Origin of the sequence: Acinetobacter pittii ATCC 19004 = CIP 70.29 (genome assembly GCF_000369045.1) — a bacterium.
Taxonomy (GTDB): domain Bacteria; phylum Pseudomonadota; class Gammaproteobacteria; order Pseudomonadales; family Moraxellaceae; genus Acinetobacter; species Acinetobacter pittii.
Genome location: NZ_KB849790.1, coordinates 300,630 through 321,390 on the forward strand (window position 1 = coordinate 300,630; position 20,761 = coordinate 321,390).

Consider the following 20,761-nt stretch of genomic DNA (forward strand, 5'->3'; position numbering starts at 1 on the left):
TCTCAAATAAAAAAGCGCTCTATCTAGAGCGCTTTTTTACACTACTTTAATATTTAAGCAGTTAATTCTTTTACAGCTGCAACAACAGCTTCAGTCGTAATACCAAAGAATTGGAACAAATCTTTTGCTGGTGCAGACTCACCATAAGTTGTCATACCAATTACTTTGCCATCAAGACCAACAAACTTCCACCAGTAGTCAACATGAGCTGCTTCAACAGCAACACGCGCACGGATATGAGCTGGTAATACTGCTTCACGGTATGCCGCATCTTGCTTCATAAACTCTTCTGCACATGGCATAGAAACTACACGCACACCTTCAAGTTGTGCATAAGCTTCCATTGCTAAAGAAATTTCAGAACCTGTTGCAATAATAATCGCTTTTAATTCGCCTTTTTCTTGAGCAAGTACATAACCACCTTTTGCAGCGTTTTGAATTTGCTCTTCAGAACGTGTTTGGAATGGTAAGTTTTGACGAGAGAAAATAAGTGCTGTAGGACCATCTTTGCGTTCTAGAGCAGATTTCCAAGCAATTGCAGTTTCTACAGTATCCGCAGGGCGCCATGTATTTAAGTTAGGTGTACCACGTAATGAAGCAATTTGTTCAATCGGTTGGTGAGTTGGACCATCTTCACCCAGACCAATTGAGTCATGTGTATAAACATGAATTACACGTTGTTTCATTAATGCAGACATACGTACTGCATTACGTGCATATTCCATAAACATTAAGAATGTTGCAACGTAAGGAACGAAACCACCATGCAATGCAACGCCATTAGCGATCGCAGTCATACCAAATTCACGTACGCCATAGTAGACATAGTTACCAGCTGGGTTTTCTTGAACACCTTGGCAACCTTTCCAAAGTGTTAAGTTAGAACCTGCTAAATCAGCAGAACCACCTAACAATTCAGGTAATAAAGGACCAAATGCTTGTAATGTATTTTGGCTTGCTTTACGAGTTGCAATTGTCTCGCCTTTCGCATTTGTTTCACGAATGAAAGCATCTGCTTGCGCTGCAAATTCTGCTGGTAAGTCACCACTGATACGACGAAGTAACTCAGCCGCTTCAGTTGGATATTTTGCTTGATATTGTGCAAATACCGCATTCCAAGCTGCTTCAGATTCACTACCTTTTGCTTTTGCATCCCATGCAGCATATACGTCAGCAGGTATAACAAATGCTTCTTCGTTCCAACCTAATGCTTCACGAGTTAAAGTAATCTCATCTTTACCTAATGGCGCACCATGACAGTCTTCTTTACCCTGCTTATTTGGTGAACCTAAACCAATAATCGTTTTACACATAATGATTGTTGGTTTTTGAGTTTCAGCTTTTGCTTCAATTGTCGCTTGACGAATCGCATCAGCATCATGACCATCTACACGAAGAACTTGCCAACCATAGGCTTTGAAACGCTCTTCTGTATCGTCGCTGAACCAGCCTTCTACTTCACCATCAATTGAAATGCCATTATCATCATAATAAGCAATCAATTTACCAAGTTGTAAGGTGCCAGCTAAAGAACATACTTCGTGAGAAATACCTTCCATTAAACAGCCATCACCTAAGAAACAGTAAGTGAAATGATCAACAACTTTTAAATCATCTTTATTAAATTGAGCAGCCAATGTTTTTTCTGCTAAAGCAAAACCAACAGCATTAGCAATACCTTGACCTAAAGGACCAGTTGTCGTCTCTACACCCGGTGCATAGCCATATTCAGGATGACCAGGAGTTCTAGAATGCAATTGACGGAACTGTTTTAAATCTTCAATTGAAAGATCATAACCTGTTAAATGAAGCAAAGCGTATTGCAACATTGAGCCATGGCCATTTGATAAAACGAAACGGTCACGGTTTGCCCATTGTGGATTTGTTGGGTTGTGATTTAAAAACTCACGCCAGACGACGTCAGCAATATCTGCCATCCCCATTGGAGCACCTGGATGCCCTGAGTTTGCTTGTTGCACAGCATCCATTGCCAATACACGAATTGCATTTGCAATACGACGTTCGTTTAAAGGGGTCGTCATAGATCAGAATCCAATTTTAATAGATTGATGAAAAGAAGAAGATGAATAACCATTCAATGCCGCTATATTGTCTTAAAAAAAAGGCTTAGGGTAAACCCCAACACGATATATTTCTTTATTTTTAACCGTTTCTTGGTTACACAAAAAACATTTGAATCTTTAAGTTATACAAAACAGTGTTCATTTTTCTGTACAATCACTAAATGTAAGAACATTAATCTTGTTAGCTTTTGATATATAGATAAAATAATTAGCTAATCTTGTATGCGTTGATCATATTTCTTTACTTTAAAATTCAAATTCTGATATTTAAGTTTTTTATTAAGTTATATGTTTAAAAAACACACTAGCAACAAGTTGTTAAAATATAAATACTTTAAATTAAAGCTTTCTATATCAATTTTGCTAATACACTTATCAATTAAAACACACTATAAATGAAATAAATTCATGCTTTTTAGTCAGTATGAACTGGTCCTCAAGCTCAAGTCGATGTAACATATTATGTCTTTTGAAATAACCAAGATAGGACTTTCATGCGCGAGTACGCTGTTTTTACCTCGGAATCTGTAAGCGAAGGTCATCCCGATAAAATGGCCGACCAAATTAGCGACGCTATTTTGGATGCAATCTTAAAAGAAGACCCATACGCACGTGTTGCTTGTGAAACACTGGTAAAAACAGGCGCTGTTGTACTTGCTGGTGAAGTAACAACGACTGCTAATATTGATGTTGAAGCTGTTGTTCGTAATACTGTTAACGGTATAGGTTATCACCACTCTGATCTTGGCTTTGATGGATCAACGTGTGCTGTAATCAATATGATTGGTAAACAATCTCCTGAAATTGCTCAAGGTGTAGACCGTCAAAAACCAGAAGATCAAGGTGCTGGTGACCAAGGCCTAATGTTCGGTTATGCAAGCCGTGAAACAGACGTGCTTATGCCTGCGCCGATTTCTTATGCTCACCGCTTAATGGAGCGTCAAGCTGAACTTCGTCGTTCAGGTGCCCTTCCATGGTTACGCCCAGATGCAAAAAGCCAAGTTACTTTTGCCTATGAAAATGGCAAGCCTGTACGTCTAGATGCTGTTGTTTTATCTACTCAGCACGATCCTGAAATTTCTCAAAGCCAGCTTAAAGAAGCAGTTATTGAAGAAATTATCAAACCGATCATCCCTGCTGAAATGTTCCATGCAGCTACTAAGTTCCACATTAACCCAACAGGTATGTTCGTTATTGGCGGCCCTGTAGGTGACTGTGGTTTAACGGGTCGTAAAATTATTGTTGATACATACGGCGGTATGGCTCGTCACGGCGGTGGTGCTTTCTCTGGTAAAGATCCATCTAAAGTTGACCGTTCTGCTGCTTATGCTGGTCGTTATGTTGCAAAAAATATTGTAGCTGCTGGTCTTGCTGACAAATGTGAAATTCAAGTGAGTTACGCAATTGGTGTAGCAGAACCTACTTCAATTTCAATTAATACCTTTGGTACAGCAAAAGTTTCTGATGAGTTGATTATTCAACTTGTACGTGATCATTTCGATTTAAGACCGTTTGGTATTACTCGTATGTTGGATCTTCTTCAACCAATGTACAAACAAACCGCGGCTTATGGTCATTTTGGTCGCGAAGGTTCTGACTCTGCATTTACTTGGGAAAAAACTGATAAAGTTGATGCCCTTAAAGATGCTGCTGGCCTCTAAAATAAAATCGTAAAAAAGCCCGCCATTGAGCGGGCTTTTTTATTTATAGTTCAAATTTTATGGTATGTAGGGTTTAATCTTCTAGCAATCATCCTTGACGCCATATCATTTGTAGTTGTAATCAAAATCTATTGTCTTGTCGTTTTATCATCCTGATTTAATACATCCAGTAAAGTTGACTGCGTTGGAGTATCTTGATGGTTCTGGATATAAATATGGACAACTTTAAATACAACGACAACAGCTAGACAAGCCATCACACAAAACATCCATAAGCCATACGGGCTTCGAATATGTTGTGAACCACAATATGGACATGATTTATCAGTTGATGCCACAACTTTGTCGCAACACGCACAATGGTATTGATATAGCATAGGTAACCCTCCTTCCCTCATTTCAACCGTTGTTGTTTTAATAGGTTTGCTACATTTTTTAATTTATACATCCTTTATATTTATCCTATGTGAAATGAATAGATAATTCAATCTGGATGAACAATTGAGTCAATTAAAAAATATTAATTAAAAACACATATATAAGTTAAATATTATTTTTATAGGACTATTTTTCTTATTTTGATATTTTGCCAAATTTGTTAAAATAAGCGAATAATCTCACATTTTAGGCAAATGCATGTCACATACAAAGCTCATTAATAAAGGTGGGTTTCGCGAACGAGCCAACCGAAGCCGAGGTTATCAACAATCTGAAAATAAGCAAACAGCCTTAGCTTCAAACAAATACCAACCTCAAACAAAACCACAAGAAAGCCCAACTGAATTGGCTCAAACAGATTCTGCTGTGACTGAATCTCTAACTAAATAATTTGTATCTTCTTAAAATAAAAAAGGCCTAAACTTTGGAGGTTTAGGCCTGTAGATAAGGTATTTATTAATCCTTATTTTTATGTTCAATTTTCTTGTGATCTGGAGTGACTTCTCGCGCTTCTCCGTCAATAATGCTTGAATCACGGTATTGACCTTGGCTACCACCACCTTGTTGATTCTGCATATCTTGCATTTGGCGCATTAGATCAGCAAATGGATTTTGCCCACCCATATTACCGCCCATACCACCCATCATTTTATCCATCATAGCTTGTTGGCGTTTTGCAAGAGTTCTCATGGCTATATTACGGAAAGCAGTTTGAACACCAGGGATCAAAATTAAAACCGCTAACACATCAGAAACAAGGCCTGGCAACATTAATAAGAAACCTGCAAAAGCATAAGCAAGTTTTTTAGTTACTGTTGGGTCATTACCGAGTTGGCCAGTCATCTGCATTTGCTGTAATTGAGGCATAATACCAGCAGTACTTCTGCGAATAAGCCCCAAACCAATAAAGAAAGCAAGAATGAACCAAAAGAACACATACCATCCACTGATGAACTGTGCTACGCCAATCCATACGGCAATTTCAACAATCGCGCCCAGAACTACAATAAGAAGTAAATTCATGTAAAACTTTATCTATCTCAAAAAGAAAATTCATTGCAGTTTATTTGCCCCAACCCTATCGAAACAGCCAGAGTCTGCAATACTAGAGTACATTTGATTTTAACTCGATAAAAACAAACATGCTTTATTATTAATGAGTGCTGTATCAAGTTTATCAAGTGCGACTTCAATTAGATTTTAATTTTTTTACTCTAGTTAAACGAAAAGTCCTTCAAGAAAGCAGTTTTTTAGTCTAGTTGAAAACTTAGGTTCTTAGAAAAATTGGATATATTCCTTTATTTATATAGTTGTTTTATAAAATTTAAAAAAGTAGTGCATAGATATAGAATTTCCTAAATAACTTACATTTTCTCTATCTAAAAGTACCTCTATTCAAGTTAAATTAAAGAATAATTCTTTTAAACCCACATAAACTCATGACTAAAAAAGCTCTTTTCTTTGCCATTGGTACGATGTTTTTGTCGGCATGTTCTTTTAATACCGTACAACAACATCAAATACAGTCAATTTCTACCAATAAAAACTCAGAGAAAATTAAATCATTGTTTGATCAAGCACAAACTGAAGGTGTTTTAGTTATAAAACGTGGGCAAACAGAGGAAATCTATGGTAATGATCTTAAAAGATCATCAACCGAATATGTTCCCGCCTCTACCTTTAAAATGTTAAATGCTTTGATAGGACTTGAGCATCATAAAGCAACACCAACTGAAGTGTTTAAATGGTATGGGCAAAAGCGTTTATTTCCCGATTGGGAAAAAGACATGACCTTAGGTGATGCTATGAAAGCTTCTGCTATTCCAGTTTATCAGGAACTAGCTCGACGAATTGGCCTTGATCTTATGTCTAAAGAGGTAAAACGCATTGGTTTCGGTAATGCTGATATTGGTTCAAAAGTAGATGATTTTTGGCTTGTTGGTCCACTTAAAATTACACCTCAACAAGAAGTACGGTTTGCTTACAAATTAGCCAACAAAACTCTTCCCTTTAGTAAAAATGTACAAGAACAAGTTCAATCTATGGTGTTCATTGAAGAAAAAAATGGACGAAAAATTTATGCCAAAAGTGGTTGGGGATGGGATGTTGACCCTCAAGTGGGTTGGTTTACAGGCTGGGTAGTTCAACCTCAGGGAGAAATTATAGCTTTCTCACTTAATTTAGAAATGAAGAAAGGCATACCTAGTTCTATTCGAAAAGAAATTGCTTATAAAGGATTAGAGCAGCTAGGTATTTTATAGTTTAGACTCTTTAGCCGGGTTCATATTTCACATTATAAACTAGGCTATTGCTTAAACTTGAAATTTGAAAGCTTTATTGTTTATCCATCAACTGGGGTATGTGGTGTATTTAAATTTAACTGATAGAAAGCAGCATCTAACCATTGCCCAAACTTAAAACCGACTTGCTTAAAAGTACCTGCATGAATAAAGCCCATTTTTTCATGCAAACCAATACTTGCTTGGTTGGTTGCATCAATACAGCCTATCAATACATGTAAGTCTGCCTCTTGAGCACGCTTAATCAGTTCTTGCATTAAAATTTTGCTTAATCCGCCGCCACGATGTTCATGATGAATATAAATACTATGTTCGACCGTATATTTGTAGGCAGGAAAAGCTCTGAACGTTCCCCAACTTGCAAAACCTAATAACTTGTTTGTCTCATCAACAATACCAATGACAGGAAAACTATTTTCTCTTTTAACTGCAAACCAGTTTTTCATCGACTCTTCAGAGCGCGGCAAATAGTCATACAAAGCAGTAGAATTGATAATTGCTTCATTCAAAATATCTAATATAGCCTTTGCATGTGTAGCTTCATGACAATCGATTAAACGTAAATTTGGATTAAGATTTTTAATCATGAAGATTCCTTAAGAATAGAGACGAGCTCATTACATACAACTAAAATATATCGAGCAGCTTTAGAAGAAGGATTGCTATATATGATCGGTTGATCTAATTGCATCGCCAAACAATCACCCTTTTGTAAAGCATAAAAGTTTTCACCCAGTTGAATATCAATTTGCCCCTCTATTACCCAAATTTGCTGTAATACAACTTTGGAATTCGTACTTGTTTCATAAGTAACTCGAGATTGAGCTGGAAATTCAATTTCAACGATCTGAAATGGAGATTTCCAATTTGGAGGCGAAACTTGACGGCGAATATATCCCGTTTCTGGATCTTTCCATTCTGCTTGTTGAGTACGCCGTACCATAGGTTGAGGCGATTGAGTATTCTGGGGGGAATCGAATAGCTGAGTCAAAGGCACCCCTAAACCATTTGCTAGCTTTTCAAGAACAACAGCTGTAGGGCTCGCTTCTCCTCTTTCAATGAGTGAAATTGCAGAACGGCTTACCTGACATCGACTAGCAAGAACATCTAGGGTATATCCACGCGCTAGACGTATTTCACGCACTTGCTGCGCAATGCGGATATTAATATCTTCCATCTACCGATAAACTTCAATTCCAAAATTATAGATAAGTATTCCATTAAAATAGAATTACATCAAATGATTTTAAAGATATAAATTGGTTCGATAAAAAACCGCAAAATAACCATTCATCGCAGCATTCTTTAAATTACGCATGCAGAACCTTTTTGGCTATGTAACAATACTCTCTAAACTATTTATATAAGTCTTCACATGGCATTGATTATTGGTATTGATCCGGGTTCACGCTTAACAGGTTATGGAATCATTGAAAAAGATGGTAGTAAACTACGTTTTGTTGATGCCGGTACAATCCGAACAGAAACTCAAGAAATGCCAGAACGCTTAAAACGTATTTTTGCTGGCGTTGAGAGAATTGTGAAATTCCATGGCCCAACTGAAGCTGCGGTTGAGCAAGTCTTTATGGCTCAAAACCCAGACTCTGCCTTAAAACTAGGACAAGCCCGTGGTGCTGCCATAGCCGCATTAGTGAATTTAGATTTACAAGTTGCAGAATATACTGCCCGTCAAATTAAACAGTCTGTGGTTGGTTATGGCGCTGCCGATAAAGAACAAGTTCAAATGATGGTCATGCGATTACTTAATTTGACGATTAAGCCTCAATCCGATGCAGCCGATGCTCTTGCTGCTGCCATTTGCCATGCTCATGCATCGGGAAGTATGAGCAAACTGTCTGTTTTAAATGCTTTAGGTGGTATGGCACGTGGGCGAAGTCGTTCTAGCAGTCGCAGACGTTAAAAATTTATTGATTTACGACTTGAATAATTGCCTGATTCATCTCAAAAGCCTGCAAGCCACGCATACCATTTTTAGCTAAAAGGTCTCCTGCTTGTGCATGAAGGGTAACAATCTCATGTAACGCAATATCTTGGTGGAATTGGGCTTTCAAGCTTGCAAGCATTCCTGCTAACACATCTCCCATTCCACCCGTTCCCATACCAGCATTACCTTGCGTACAGATATACAAATTATCTTCTAAAATTAAGCTACCCGCTCCTTTAAGCACCCAATGGCCTGCATATTTTTGTTGTAAGGCATAAATTGCAGCAATTCGGTCATTTTCAATTTGCGCTGTAGAGCAACCAAGTAAAGTAGCAGCTTCTCCAGGATGAGGTGTGGCATAAATATGTGTATTTAATTTTTCAGGCTGTTTAGCCAGAAACCATAAAGCATCTGCATCTAAAACAACTTCTAGGCGTATACTCTGATTTAACAAATTAAACCATTGTTGGTAAATCTGCTTTGCCCAATCGTCACGGCCTAATCCCATTCCAAAGCATACTGCATCGACCTGAGATAGAATCTCTTTAATATTGTTTTCATCTAAAGCATTAATATCACGAAGCATAATATTAGGTGCCCGCGACAAAATGGCCTGATGATGGTTGCGATGACAAACCACTGTCACTTTGCCTGCACCCGCATGAAAGGCAGCTTCAGCAGCCATAATAACTGCACCGCCCATTTGCTCATGTCCACCCACCACTAAAACATGCCCATAACTTCCCTTATGGCCAAATGCCATACGCTGAGGAAGTCTAATATTTGTGGGTGACAAATAAGCTAAGGGTTTCACCTCGTGGTCTATAGGAATTAAATTAATTAAATGAATTTGTCCTGCGTACTCTTTACCTTGCCCTGTAAATAGTCCTGCTTTAAGACCTAAAACAGTAAAGGTATGATCAGTTCTTACTGAACAGGGTAAGACTTGTCCTGTATTTGCTTGTAATCCGCTAGGTATATCAACTGAAATTTTTAGACCAGATTGTTCATTAAATTGTTGAATAGCCTGTTGCCAATTAGTATTTAATTCACGATTTAAGCCTATGCCAAATAAAGCATCAATATGACAATCAAATGTTCTTTTAATCTCAAAATTTGAATGAATTGGGACTTTTATTTCTCTAGCAAATTGCGCTGCACAATGTAAATCGGCTGACTCACCCAATTGAGCTGCAAAGATTTCAACCTGAAATCCAGCTTGTTTCAGATAACTTGCTATAAAGTAACCATCACCTGCGTTATTGCCTTGTCCGCACCAAATAGCAATATTCTTAATAGCCCGATCGTTAAAAAGCTCAATAAGTTGCTGGGCAATTGACCAAGCCGCTTGCTGCATTAAACCTAATGAGGAGTTTTGCGCAGCAAACCAGCGCCGCTCCCATGCTCGAATATCATCGCTATGGTAAACTACCGCCTGCATATTATTATCCTCTTGCATTTTGGTTTATGACATCTTCCGACACATCACGCATTGCAGTGCAACAAATTGATCCACATGAATTAAAAGCATGGATCAAAGCTCAAGCATTAGACTTGGGTTTTGCTGATTGTGTCATCGCAAAACCAGATGCTCAAGAGCAAATGCCACGTTTTTTAGAGTATCTTGAACGTGGTTATCATGCAGACATGACCTATTTAGAAGAAAATCTAGAAAAGCGAGCTGATCCAACACTATTAGTGCCTGGTACAAAAAGTATTATTTGTGTCCGCATGAATTATCTTGTGGAATCTCCAAAGCCTCGATATGTACCTTTAGAGCCTAATTCTGCCATTATCGCCCGCTATGCACGTGGCCGTGATTACCATAAAGTCATGCGTGGTAGATTGAAAACGCTAGCAACACGAATTCGTGAAAAAGTTGGTGACTTTGAATCTCGTCCTTTTGCAGATTCAGCGCCTATTTTTGAAAAATCATTAGCTGAAAGTGCTGGAATGGGTTGGACAGGTAAACATACTTTGCTCATTCATAAAAAGTCAGGTTCTTTTTTCGTATTAGGTGAGCTATTTACATCACTCGAGCTACCTTTCGACGAGCCTGCAACAGCACATTGTGGTTCTTGTAGCGCTTGTATTGATATTTGCCCGACGCAAGCAATTGTCGAGCCTTATATGTTAGATGCAAGACGTTGTATTGCCTATTTAACTATCGAATATAAAGGAATTATTGCTGAAGAATTACGTGCAGGTATTGGAAACCGAATATTTGGTTGTGATGACTGCCAGTTAATTTGTCCTTGGAATAGCTTTGCCAAAACAGCATCTATTTCTGATTTTAATCCTAGACATGGGTTAGATAATATTAGTCTGCTTGATATCTGGCAGTGGGATGAAGCCACTTTTTTAGCCAATACGGAAGGTAGCCCTATCCGCCGGACAGGTTATCAATCATTTAAACGTAATATTGCAATCGGATTAGGAAATGCTCCTTATTCAAAAGAAATTGTAGATCAACTACAAAATGGCAAAAATTTACATGACGAAATCGTCAATGTGCATATTGATTGGGCAATTGAACAGCAACTTAATCAACTTCAGCTATCAAATTAAAAAAATGATGTTTTTTGCCCTATAGCTTTAATACGAATTCTGTATGATTATGTATAGTGAATTAATGCCATCATCATGGATATGACAATGACTCTACGTAATGATTGGAATCGTGAAGAAATCCAAGCTTTATATGAACAACCTTTTTTGGATTTAGTTTTCAAGGCTCAGCAAGTACATCGTGAGCACTTCACTGCCAATTCAATTCAGGTCAGTACCCTTTTATCTATTAAAACGGGTAAATGTCCTGAAGATTGCAAATACTGCTCACAATCGGCACATTACGAATCAAAACTAGAAGCAGAAAAACGTATTGCTGTTGAAAAAGTGATTAGTGAAGCGAAAGCTGCAAAAGATTCAGGTTCATCACGTTTTTGTATGGGTGCTGCTTGGCGTAACCCACATGAGCGCGATATGCCTTATGTTTTAGAAATGGTACGTGAAGTTAAAGCATTAGGTATGGAAACCTGTATGACTTTAGGGATGCTTAACCAATCTCAAGCAGAACGCCTAAAGGTTGCTGGTTTAGATTACTATAACCACAATTTAGATACATCTCGTGAGTATTATTCTCACATCATTAGTACTCGTACTTTTGATGACCGTTTAAATACCCTTGATTATGTTCGTCAAGCTGGTATGAAAGTTTGTAGTGGCGGTATTGTGGGTTTAGGCGAAACTCGTGAAGACCGAATTGGTTTATTACATGAACTAGCTACCCTACCAATTCACCCTGAATCTGTGCCAATCAATATGCTTGTTCCTATTGAAGGAACACCTTTAGCTGATGTTGAAAAGCTTGATGTAATTGAGTGGATTCGTACTATTGCTGTGGCGCGTATTATCATGCCGTATAGCTATATCCGTCTCTCTGCGGGCCGCGAATCATTAAGTGATTCAGACCAAGCATTAGCATTTATGGCAGGTGCAAACTCATTATTCTCTGGTGATAAACTACTAACCACACCAAATGCCGGTGAAGGTAAAGACCAAGCTTTATTTAATAAACTAGGTTTAACGGCTGAAAAACCAAAGCCAACAGTTGCTGATTTATCAGTAGATGCAATGAGTGCTTAACTCAAATTAGAAAATTTAAAAGCCCTGATCATTCAGGGCTTTTTTCATTTATATAGAAGTTACTAATATTCCGTAAGTAGCATTTAGAAAGGTTCCGACTCGAATAATATCCTTTCCTGCTGCATGCGTTACTGTGAGTTCTTGGCTCAACACATCAAAATTGAAAGAATCAAAAACATCTTGATGGTGTAAAAGCCAAGTCACTGTATCTGCTACATTTTCATCCGCAATATAAGTTAAGGCCTTGAAGTCTTTACTCATAAATAACTCTTAAAAATAAATTTTATGAATTTTATATGAGTTCACTCTACCTTAAAAGAAAATCTAAGCTGCTTTAGGATTTACTAACGAATGTCCTGATAATAACCTTGACAAGGCTTGAGGTGTAAATTCTAAAGAAAGTACATGATTTTTGAGATTGACTGAATGCTTGCTAATTAATGGAAGTAAGCCATCTTCTGTTTCAAAGACATATTCATCTGCAATATTTAAGATACCTTCAAGGTTTGTCGTACTTGAAGCAAGATCATGGCTAAAGATGTCATAAATCGTTTGCAAGTTAAACGTTGTTTGCTGCTCCGTCGGATGCTTGATGAGATAATCCTTTAAAAATAAAACTAATTTATGAGCAAAGAAAAAGTAATTAGGTTTATAGCTATACTTCATAGTATTCATGGAACTGAACTCCAGATTATCTTTTATTGAATTACAACTAAAACAGTAGGAATTGAACCTTAAAAAATTCTTAAAAAATTAAATATATTTATAAGATATACACAAAACAATTTTATCATTAAAAAACAATGTGTTAATCAAAAACATTAGATATATATTATCTTAAACATTTTAAAATTTCATTAATTCAATAAAATACAATAACTTAGATATTACCAATTTTTAAATTCTATTTTAAATAAAAACTAATTAATTATTTTACCAAATGATAAAAAATAAATTTTTTAATTTTCATTAATAAAAGCAATTGATCAAAATATATATAAATATAATGTTTTTCTTGTTTTTTGATTGAAAAGTGATATATTTCCTTCGCCTTACTTAATCAGAATAAACTTACTGAAAAGTAATGGATTTTATTTTAAAAAGCTATTCTGGGGATTTTATGAAAAAATTTATTTTTGTGGCAGCAGTTTCTTTCTTAAATATAGCAAATGCACAAGCAGCAGATGGCACAATTACTATTAATGGTCTTGTCACGGATAATACTTGTACTATTGATACTGGAGATAAAAATTTAACAATCAATTTGCCTACTGTTTCATCTCAAACTTTAAAAAATGCTGGTGATGTAGCTGGTCGTACACCTTTTCAAATTAATTTAACGAACTGTACCGCTGCAGGTAAAGTCGCAACTTATTTTGAACCAGGCGCAACCGTTGACTTTAATACGGGTCGTTTATTAAACCAAGCAACTTCTGGTGCAGCAACAAATGTAAATATTCAATTACTTGGCAGTAATAATGCTGTGATTCCTGTACTTGCTACAAGCACAAATGAAACTCAAACGAATTCACAATGGGTAAATGTTTCAGCAGGCGGTAGTGCTGATCTTAACTATTATGCTGAATATTATGCTACAGGTGCTTCTACTGCTGGTACGGTAACATCGCAAGTAAAATACACGATCATTTATCAATAAACTTAAAAATGAAGCTTCTATTCATGAATAGAAGCTATCTCCTTCCTATTATTTGTTATTGAGAATATGACTGATGCTTTTTCGTGGTCGTAAATTTTTTTGGGGATTAGTGTGTCTGCAAGTAGTGCTCACTACTACAGGCCATACTGAAATTGTTTTACATGGTACTCGTGTCATTTACCCTTCAAATGCACGTGAGATCACATTACAACTAAGTAATAACGGCACGGCCCCGTCTCTTGTTCAAGCATGGATCGATGATGGAAATGCAAAGTCAACACCAGATGAAACAAATGTACCTTTCATTATTACTCCACCAATTTCACGAGTAGAAGCAACTAAGGGGCAAACCTTAAGAATTACAGCTTTACCTACTACATCTCAACTAAGCCAACAACAAGAATCTATTTTTTGGCTTAATGTTTTAGATATCCCTCCTAAACCTGAAGGAAGAACTCAACAAGGTCAAACCACAACAACCTCTAACAATTTTTTGCAACTCGCTGTTCGTTCGCGAATTAAATTTTTTTACCGCCCTATAGATCTAAAAGAAAATATTGATCAATTAAGTGACAAAGTCGAGTGGAAAATAAATGATCAATATCTAATGATAAAAAATCCGACACCTTTTTTTCTTACTATTACCTCCATTTTTCAAGGAAGTGAAGGCCATAAAACAGACTTATTGCAACAAGGCTTAATGATTGCCCCTTATTCAGAGGATAAAATTAAACTAAAAAATAAAAACTTAGGAGATATGAGCTTTGTGTATATCAATGATTACGGTGGACGAGTTGAGCACCCAATAAAATTCTAACCTCATTGTATTTTTTAAGAAAATTTAAAACCTATCATGAGTAGGCTCTAGAACTATGTCTAAATGGTTTATACCTTATATATGTTTAAAAAGCCCCTTTACTTGGTATGTCGTCTCAAGTATTACGCTATTCATGCCTGTGGCTATATATGCTGAAAATAATACTGATGTTCCACATTTTACGAAGGCTGAATTTGATAGCAATTTCTTAGTAGGTAATGCACAAAAAATTGATATAGCTCGCTTCAAATACGGAAACCCGATCTTGCCTGGTGAATATAGCTTAGATGTTTATGTTAATGGTCAATGGCTGGGTAAACGGCGTATGCGATTTACTGCCTCAGCCCCTAACATAAATGCTGAAACATGTTTTACAGAGGTCATGTTGCTTGAATATGGGGTAAAAGCTAATATTCTAAGTCAACATGACTCTAATTCATCTCTTTCATGTAAAGCGCTCGCTTCATGGATAGATAGTGCTTTTTATGTATTTGATAGTTCCCGTTTAAGAATTGATATTTCGATCCCGCAAGTCGTCTTAGAAAAAAATCCGCAAGGCTATATCGATCCACATTTGTGGGATCGTGGTATTAATGCAGCTTTTTTAAGCTATAACGCTACAGCATATCGAATAGTCAATGAACAACATGCAAATAGTTATGCTTTTATGGGAACCAATCTTGGAGCAAATTTAGCAAGTTGGCAGTTTCGCCATAATGGACAATGGAAATGGCAAAGCCAATCTAATTCTCAATCTAATAATTTTTCTTATACCTCGACAAATACATATGTACAAAAGGCATTTCCAGATATCCATGGTGTGGTGACTTTAGGAGAATATTTTACTAATAGCGATTTTATTGACTCTTTGCCCTATCGTGGAATGAATATTTCAAGTGATGACCGAATGCTTCCAAATAGTATGCTCAGTTATGCTCCAAGAGTTCGAGGTTATGCCAAAACCAATGCAAAAGTCGAAGTTAGACAACAAGGTAATTTAATTTACCAAACCACAGTCCCACCAGGAAACTTTGAAATTAATGATCTCTATCCCACAGGATTTGGAGGTGAGTTACAAGTTTCGGTACTTGAATCTAATGGAGTAGTTCAAAAATATTCTATTCCATATGCTTCTGTAATTGAAATGCTACGTCCTCAAATGAGCCGATATTCATTCACCTTAGGACAATTTCGAGACCCAAACATTAAGTTAACTCCATGGCTAATACAGGGTAAATATCAACGCGGAATCAATAATTACCTTACAACTTATAGCGCAATTCAAGGAACACAGCAGTATTTCTCTGTATTGTTAGGTACAGCTTTTTCAATGCCTATTGGCGCTATTTCTTTTGATGCAACACATTCAAATGCCAATTTTTCTTATCAACCTAAAATGACAGGGCAAAGTTATCGTCTAAGTTACAATAAGTTATTTTCTCCAACGCATACTAACTTAACACTAGCAACTTATCGTTATTCAACACAAAACTATCTCAAACTACATGATGCAATTTTGATTCGGGACTTACAAGAGCAAAACATTGATAGTTTTTCGGTAGGTAAGCAAAAAAGTGAATTCCAGCTTAATTTAAATCAAGCTCTTCCAAACCAATGGGGAAATTTCTATTTAGTAGGTTCGTGGACAAACTATTGGAACCAGTCTACTACTAATAAGCAATTCCAATTAGGTTATAGCAACCAATTTAAAGATTTAACTTATAGTTTCTCTGCAATTAATAGTGAAACTATTGAAGCTAGCGGGCGAGCTAACCAAGATACTCAATATCTCATTTCTCTATCCTTTCCCTTAGATTTTAAGAAAAGCTCTTTAAATTTTAATAGTCTTATAAGTGAAGATAGCCAAATTCTGAGTTTTAGCGGTTTTACAGGAAACCGGTTGAATTACGGCGCATCAATTTTCAGTCAAAACCATGGGCAAACGAATCTCAATATCAATGGCAACTATAAGACAAACTACACAACATTAGGTGCTTCTTTTAGTTACGCTGACTCATATCAACAAGAAATGCTTAACTTGAGTGGCAATATCGTTACTCACTCCCAAGGAATTCTGTTTGGTCCAGATCAAGCTCAAACAATGGTTTTAGTTTATGCACCAGATGCAACAGGAGCACAAGTCGGTAATACACCAGGCCTCAGCATAAACAAAAAGGGATATGCGGTTATCCCATATGTTACGCCTTACCATATGAATGACATTAGCCTTGACCCACAAAACATGTCTACACAGGTTGAGCTAGCTGAAAGTAGCTTACGTATTGCTCCCTATGCAGGCTCAATCACTAAAGTTCAATTCACAACAAAAAAAGGTTACGCACTTTTTATCAGACCGACCACTTTAGATGGCTCACATTTACCTTTTGCCGCACAGGTATATAACCAGAATAACGAAGTAATAGGTATTGTTGCGCAAGGCAGCCGTATTTATTTACGAACCCCCTTAACCCATGACCTTTTATATGTGAGATGGGGAGAAAGGAATACTGAAAAATGCGAACTTGAATACGATATCACGGATCAAATAAAGCATAACAATCAATCAATTATTATGACAAAGGCAGTCTGTAAATGAATAATATTTTAAAAAAAATTGGATTTTTGGCAGCGAGTCTATTTGCTTATAGCCATACAAATGCAAATTGTAATTTAAGTAAGGGATTTACCACCGTCGATATCCCGATGAACATTGGTAAAATCGTCGTAAAACCGACTGACCCTATAGGGACTATCTTACAAAGGAATACTTTTACGATTTCTCCCAATAATTCCACTGCAACATGTAGTCGTGCTAGTGATCAAATTATTGCGGCTCTCCCCTTAAATTATCCAGTTAGCCCAATAGGTAATAATGTATATGCAACCAATATTCCCGGTATTGGTATTCGTCTTTATCGTGAAGCAGCAGATGCTTCAGATTTTTCTGGGTATTACCCATATAGACGTACTTTAACCCCAAATACTGCATATACCCTTTCACCGGGATATTTTGTTATGGAAGTTATTAAAACATCCATGACCACAGGTTCAGGAGCATTAGTAGCAGGACGTTACAGCACCTATTATGTATCAGGTCAACAAAACCGACCATTTTTAACTACTACAGTATTAAGTAATGCTCCTATTTTGATCGCGTCTTCATCATGTGAAATTCAAAATGGTGTAGATATACCTATTCAACTCCCGACTGTTACAAAGTCAGGTTTTAAAGCGATTGGTTCAACACAAGGCGAGCAGAGCTTTAATCTATCGATTTTATGTAACGGCGGCGAAAACAACTCGGGTATAGCAACAAGTAACACCATCAGCTTAAGTTTTGACTATAATTCTGATCCCAAAAATAATCAGGTCATTAATAATAGTGCAGCAAACTCAACCAAAGCCAATGGTGTGGGTGTAGAACTATTATGGAATATGAATGGTGCCACTACCCCAATTCAAAAAACAATAAAACAAAATATAGGCACAGTCAGCTCTAATCAGACTATAGAGTACGATATCCCCTTAACTGCTCGTTACTATCAAACAGCGGCTAATGTAAGCGCGGGTGAGGTTACGGCAACAGCAACTGTAACTATTCAATATGATTAATTTATCTCTAAAAATTTATTAAAAATAATTAAGCTTAGCTCAGCTAAATAATCTTAAAATTTAACGCTTCAAAAATTTTGTAGTTATATTAAAAAGTCACATAAAAAAATGCTCATAAGCAAAAATAGCAAATGAGCATTAGTGATAACCACTTAACCTGAAATACAAATTGTGGGAAATAGATCACAATTTGCATAACTATAATTCCAAAATTTAGCTTAAAAATCAAGTCTTTTTTTTAACAAAAATTTAAATAAGCACAGTAAACTATTGTTTTATATTAATTAAAAAATTAAATTTATTTTTTACATTCCTATTTTATAGTGTTTCTAAAGAATTATCATTCTATTAATTAATAAAAACTTAATTTTAAGAAAAAATGAAAGAAATTGATTTATATGACCTAAAAATAATTTATTTATTTTTCAAAAGCTTAATAAAAAACGAATTTTATGAAATTATAAAGAATTACATAAACTATAATAAAAAAAACATAAATAAATTTAGAAATCCCCTTCAATTACAAACAATATTCTTAGGCTTTTATCAGAACGTAACATGCTCATTTTTTGGAAAATATTATGTATTGTTTTACTAGGTCTAGGAGCTACAAGTATAGGTTACGCGATCAGTAAAATTGATCTTTTTCTTTTCCTCATAGGGCTACTTTTACTAATATCTTTTATTTTAGCTTTAGAACAGGCACGTGAAGATGCAGGCTTTTTTTCTGATCAATGAAATTTATAGGTAAGAATATCGTATTAACAATAAATTCATGATTGAATGCATTGTACAACTTTCTGGATATTTATAAAAAACATGTCAAAAAATTCTTCCGATGCTGGAATTTTTTTATGGATGACTTATCAAACTATGCAGCAAATGGGATTAGATGCAGCATCTATTTTTGCAAGTGTAAATTTACCCAATCAACCGCCCGATAAAAATATTCGTAGAGACAATTCTACTCAACAGCGATTTTGGACAGCGGCAGAAGAAATAAGTGAAGATCCTGATATTGGTTTGCATGTAGGTAGTCAAATGCCTGCTTTCAGAGGTTTAGTTATTGAATATTTATTTTTAAGTAGTTCTACTTTCGGTGAAGGTTTACAACGTGCTTTAAGATATCAGGACCTGTTAACCAATGTATTTAATCTTTCTTTAATTGTTGAAAAAGATATCGCGTTATTAGTAGGTTTTGAACACCCTGTAAGACATTATCTTGAATGTGGCATCGGTATTTTTCTTAATTTTTTTAAATATATTACAAATAACGAGTTTAGGCCTAGCCAAATTACATTACCTTATCAACAAGGTGCTTCAGCTAATAATTATCAAGAAGCTTGGAAATGCCCGGTAATTTTAAACCAAAAACAAGGCGCTATAATTTTTCCTAGTACATTATTGAATAAAGCATCACCAGCGGCTGAACCTGAATTATTAAAAATTCATGAAACAATTGCTGAACAGCAACTATCAAACTTAGAAAAGCATCAACTTGTTTATGCGATTAAGCGCTTGCTCAGCAATGGTTTACTTGAATCTGGTCAATTCGATCAAAAATTTATTGCTGAACAATTAAATCGTAACCCGCGTACCCTTCGAGCTGATTTACAAGCAATTAATACTAATTACGAGAAAATTTTAAACCAGCATCGAGAGAAGCTTGCAAGACGTTTACTTGCAAACACCAAAGAAACTCTTGATCAAATTGTTTATTTAACTGGTTTTTCTGAACCCTCCGCATTTACACGGGCTTTTAAACGTTGGACTGGTGAAACTCCAAGCGCATATCGCCAACGCAAACAAAAGCAATAAAATTGATTTTATAGGCAGTTCTTGGACTGCCTATGGAGTCAAAGCGATAAAACTTTCTTATTTTACAATGCATTTAAATTATGATTCATGAGAAGTAATTAGTATGCTCGGGTTTCCTGTCGGTATTTTTGTTGCAAATGGCCTTGAATGGTACTTCCATAAAGTTTGGTTACACGAATATCCAACCAAGTATCGTAACAGCCCTTTTTTTACTCATATTGCTCATCATAAACGTGCTCGCTTAAATAATTTTCTTGATGAAGGTTATGCAGAATCAATGTTCAAAAATGCAGAAATTTATAATGAAAAAACAGCATTAATTAGTTTAGCTGGTGCTGCAACAGTATTCTTACCAGTAGCGCCCTTTTTTACAGCTGGGCTTTATTATGGCTTATGGAATTATTGGCGTGTACATTCAAAAGCCCATTTAGATCCTGAATATGCTAAGAAACGCATCCCTTGGCACTATGATCATCATATGACAAGCAATCAAAATGCTAATTGGTGCGTTACCAAACCATGGTTTGACTATATTATGGGAACTAGGGTCAAAACCGAGGTATCTCAAACCGAAAGCAACCCCTTAGGTATCAAATTACCTAAGTTGATAGAAAAACCAATTAATTTTGCTGCTCGACGCATACTTGCCAAATCGTATGCCAAAATTGATTTAAACTCCGATCAGGACCAATCTAATTTACGTAGAGGAATAGAAGTCAGTCTGGCTTAAAATTTATCTCAATATAAAAGCTGCGGACTCCAGCAGCTTTTTAAATGAATGCAG

21 protein-coding genes are annotated in these 20,761 nt (G+C 36.1%); 13 read left to right on the forward strand and 8 right to left on the reverse strand.

Annotated elements, in window-relative coordinates; all coding sequences use genetic code 11:
• Positions 1–53 precede the first annotated feature (53 nt).
• Positions 54–2,042 (reverse strand): transketolase, encoded by a 1,989-nt coding sequence (gene tkt, locus F928_RS14015; RefSeq protein WP_005076314.1) that lies wholly within the window; start codon positions 2,040–2,042, stop codon positions 54–56.
• Between the two features lie 536 nt (positions 2,043–2,578).
• On the opposite strand from tkt, the gene metK reads away from it, so the two are divergent.
• Entirely contained in the window at positions 2,579–3,745 is a 1,167-nt protein-coding gene (gene metK / locus F928_RS14020; protein ID WP_005069601.1) for a methionine adenosyltransferase, read from the forward strand.
• A gap of 128 nt (positions 3,746–3,873) precedes the next feature.
• On the opposite strand, the gene F928_RS22525 is transcribed toward metK, so the two are convergent.
• The gene (locus F928_RS22525) at positions 3,874–4,122 is read right to left on the reverse strand and encodes a hypothetical protein (RefSeq protein WP_002121448.1); all 249 of its coding nucleotides are present in this window, start codon (positions 4,120–4,122) and stop codon (positions 3,874–3,876) included.
• A gap of 259 nt (positions 4,123–4,381) precedes the next feature.
• Here F928_RS22525 and F928_RS14030 point away from each other — a divergent pair, with 259 nt between their 5' ends.
• Positions 4,382–4,573 (forward strand): hypothetical protein, encoded by a 192-nt coding sequence (locus F928_RS14030; RefSeq protein ID WP_002121357.1) that lies wholly within the window; start codon positions 4,382–4,384, stop codon positions 4,571–4,573.
• Positions 4,574–4,639: 66 nt separating this feature from the next.
• Here the strand turns inward: F928_RS14030 and fxsA are convergent, their stop codons facing one another.
• Positions 4,640–5,206 (reverse strand): FxsA family protein, encoded by a 567-nt coding sequence (gene fxsA / locus F928_RS14035; protein ID WP_002121432.1) that lies wholly within the window; start codon positions 5,204–5,206, stop codon positions 4,640–4,642.
• A 416-nt stretch (positions 5,207–5,622) separates the two neighbouring features.
• Between fxsA and bla the strand changes: the two genes are divergently transcribed.
• Entirely contained in the window at positions 5,623–6,444 is an 822-nt protein-coding gene (gene bla / locus F928_RS14040; protein ID WP_005076320.1) for an OXA-213 family carbapenem-hydrolyzing class D beta-lactamase OXA-272, read from the forward strand.
• An 80-nt stretch (positions 6,445–6,524) separates the two neighbouring features.
• Here the strand turns inward: bla and yncA are convergent, their stop codons facing one another.
• Both yncA and F928_RS14050 read right to left on the reverse strand, forming a co-directional pair.
• The gene (gene yncA / locus F928_RS14045) at positions 6,525–7,070 is read right to left on the reverse strand and encodes a GNAT family N-acetyltransferase (protein WP_005076321.1); all 546 of its coding nucleotides are present in this window, start codon (positions 7,068–7,070) and stop codon (positions 6,525–6,527) included.
• The gene (locus tag F928_RS14050; RefSeq protein ID WP_005076324.1) at positions 7,067–7,660 is read right to left on the reverse strand and encodes a helix-turn-helix domain-containing protein; all 594 of its coding nucleotides are present in this window, start codon (positions 7,658–7,660) and stop codon (positions 7,067–7,069) included. Before F928_RS14050 ends, yncA begins: the two co-directional genes overlap by 4 nt.
• Before the next feature lie 198 nt (positions 7,661–7,858).
• On the opposite strand from F928_RS14050, the gene ruvC reads away from it, so the two are divergent.
• Positions 7,859–8,404, forward strand: coding sequence for a crossover junction endodeoxyribonuclease RuvC (gene ruvC / locus F928_RS14055; RefSeq protein ID WP_002121356.1), 546 nt, complete (start codon positions 7,859–7,861; stop codon positions 8,402–8,404).
• A gap of 4 nt (positions 8,405–8,408) precedes the next feature.
• Here ruvC and F928_RS14060 read toward each other — a convergent pair whose 3' ends face one another.
• Positions 8,409–9,869, reverse strand: coding sequence for a bifunctional ADP-dependent NAD(P)H-hydrate dehydratase/NAD(P)H-hydrate epimerase (locus F928_RS14060; protein ID WP_005076328.1), 1,461 nt, complete (start codon positions 9,867–9,869; stop codon positions 8,409–8,411).
• Positions 9,870–9,895: 26 nt separating this feature from the next.
• Between F928_RS14060 and queG the strand changes: the two genes are divergently transcribed.
• Entirely contained in the window at positions 9,896–10,996 is a 1,101-nt protein-coding gene (gene queG / locus F928_RS14065; RefSeq protein ID WP_005076330.1) for a tRNA epoxyqueuosine(34) reductase QueG, read from the forward strand.
• Positions 10,997–11,083: 87 nt separating this feature from the next.
• The gene (bioB, locus tag F928_RS14070; RefSeq protein ID WP_005076331.1) at positions 11,084–12,073 is read left to right on the forward strand and encodes a biotin synthase BioB; all 990 of its coding nucleotides are present in this window, start codon (positions 11,084–11,086) and stop codon (positions 12,071–12,073) included.
• A gap of 48 nt (positions 12,074–12,121) precedes the next feature.
• On the opposite strand, the gene F928_RS14075 is transcribed toward bioB, so the two are convergent.
• Positions 12,122–12,334 (reverse strand): hypothetical protein, encoded by a 213-nt coding sequence (locus tag F928_RS14075; protein ID WP_005076335.1) that lies wholly within the window; start codon positions 12,332–12,334, stop codon positions 12,122–12,124.
• 63 nt (positions 12,335–12,397) lie between these two features.
• Positions 12,398–12,748, reverse strand: coding sequence for a hypothetical protein (locus F928_RS14080; RefSeq protein ID WP_005076337.1), 351 nt, complete (start codon positions 12,746–12,748; stop codon positions 12,398–12,400).
• 409 nt (positions 12,749–13,157) lie between these two features.
• Here F928_RS14080 and F928_RS14085 point away from each other — a divergent pair, with 409 nt between their 5' ends.
• From F928_RS14085 to F928_RS14115, 7 genes are all read left to right on the forward strand, one after another.
• Complete coding sequence (locus F928_RS14085) at positions 13,158–13,730, forward strand: fimbrial protein (RefSeq protein WP_005076339.1); 573 nt, start codon at positions 13,158–13,160, stop codon at positions 13,728–13,730.
• A gap of 73 nt (positions 13,731–13,803) precedes the next feature.
• Positions 13,804–14,547: a fimbrial biogenesis chaperone gene (gene mrkB / locus F928_RS14090; protein ID WP_005076341.1), complete on the forward strand. Its 744-nt coding sequence runs from the start codon at positions 13,804–13,806 to the stop codon at positions 14,545–14,547.
• 139 nt (positions 14,548–14,686) lie between these two features.
• Positions 14,687–17,143 (forward strand): fimbria/pilus outer membrane usher protein, encoded by a 2,457-nt coding sequence (locus F928_RS14095; protein ID WP_080632733.1) that lies wholly within the window; start codon positions 14,687–14,689, stop codon positions 17,141–17,143.
• Complete coding sequence (gene papC, locus F928_RS14100) at positions 17,140–18,159, forward strand: fimbrial protein (protein ID WP_005076347.1); 1,020 nt, start codon at positions 17,140–17,142, stop codon at positions 18,157–18,159. Before F928_RS14095 ends, papC begins: the two co-directional genes overlap by 4 nt.
• 558 nt (positions 18,160–18,717) lie before the next feature.
• A complete protein-coding gene (locus F928_RS22530) occupies positions 18,718–18,897 on the forward strand; it encodes a hypothetical protein (protein WP_005076350.1) in 180 nt (59 codons plus the stop codon).
• A gap of 81 nt (positions 18,898–18,978) precedes the next feature.
• Positions 18,979–19,977, forward strand: a complete 999-nt coding sequence (locus F928_RS14110) for an AraC family transcriptional regulator (protein ID WP_005076352.1) — start codon at positions 18,979–18,981, stop codon at positions 19,975–19,977.
• 103 nt (positions 19,978–20,080) lie between these two features.
• On the forward strand, positions 20,081–20,707 hold the full coding sequence (locus tag F928_RS14115) for a sterol desaturase family protein (RefSeq protein ID WP_005076356.1): 627 nt from the start codon (positions 20,081–20,083) through the stop codon (positions 20,705–20,707).
• Positions 20,708–20,761 lie beyond the last annotated feature (54 nt).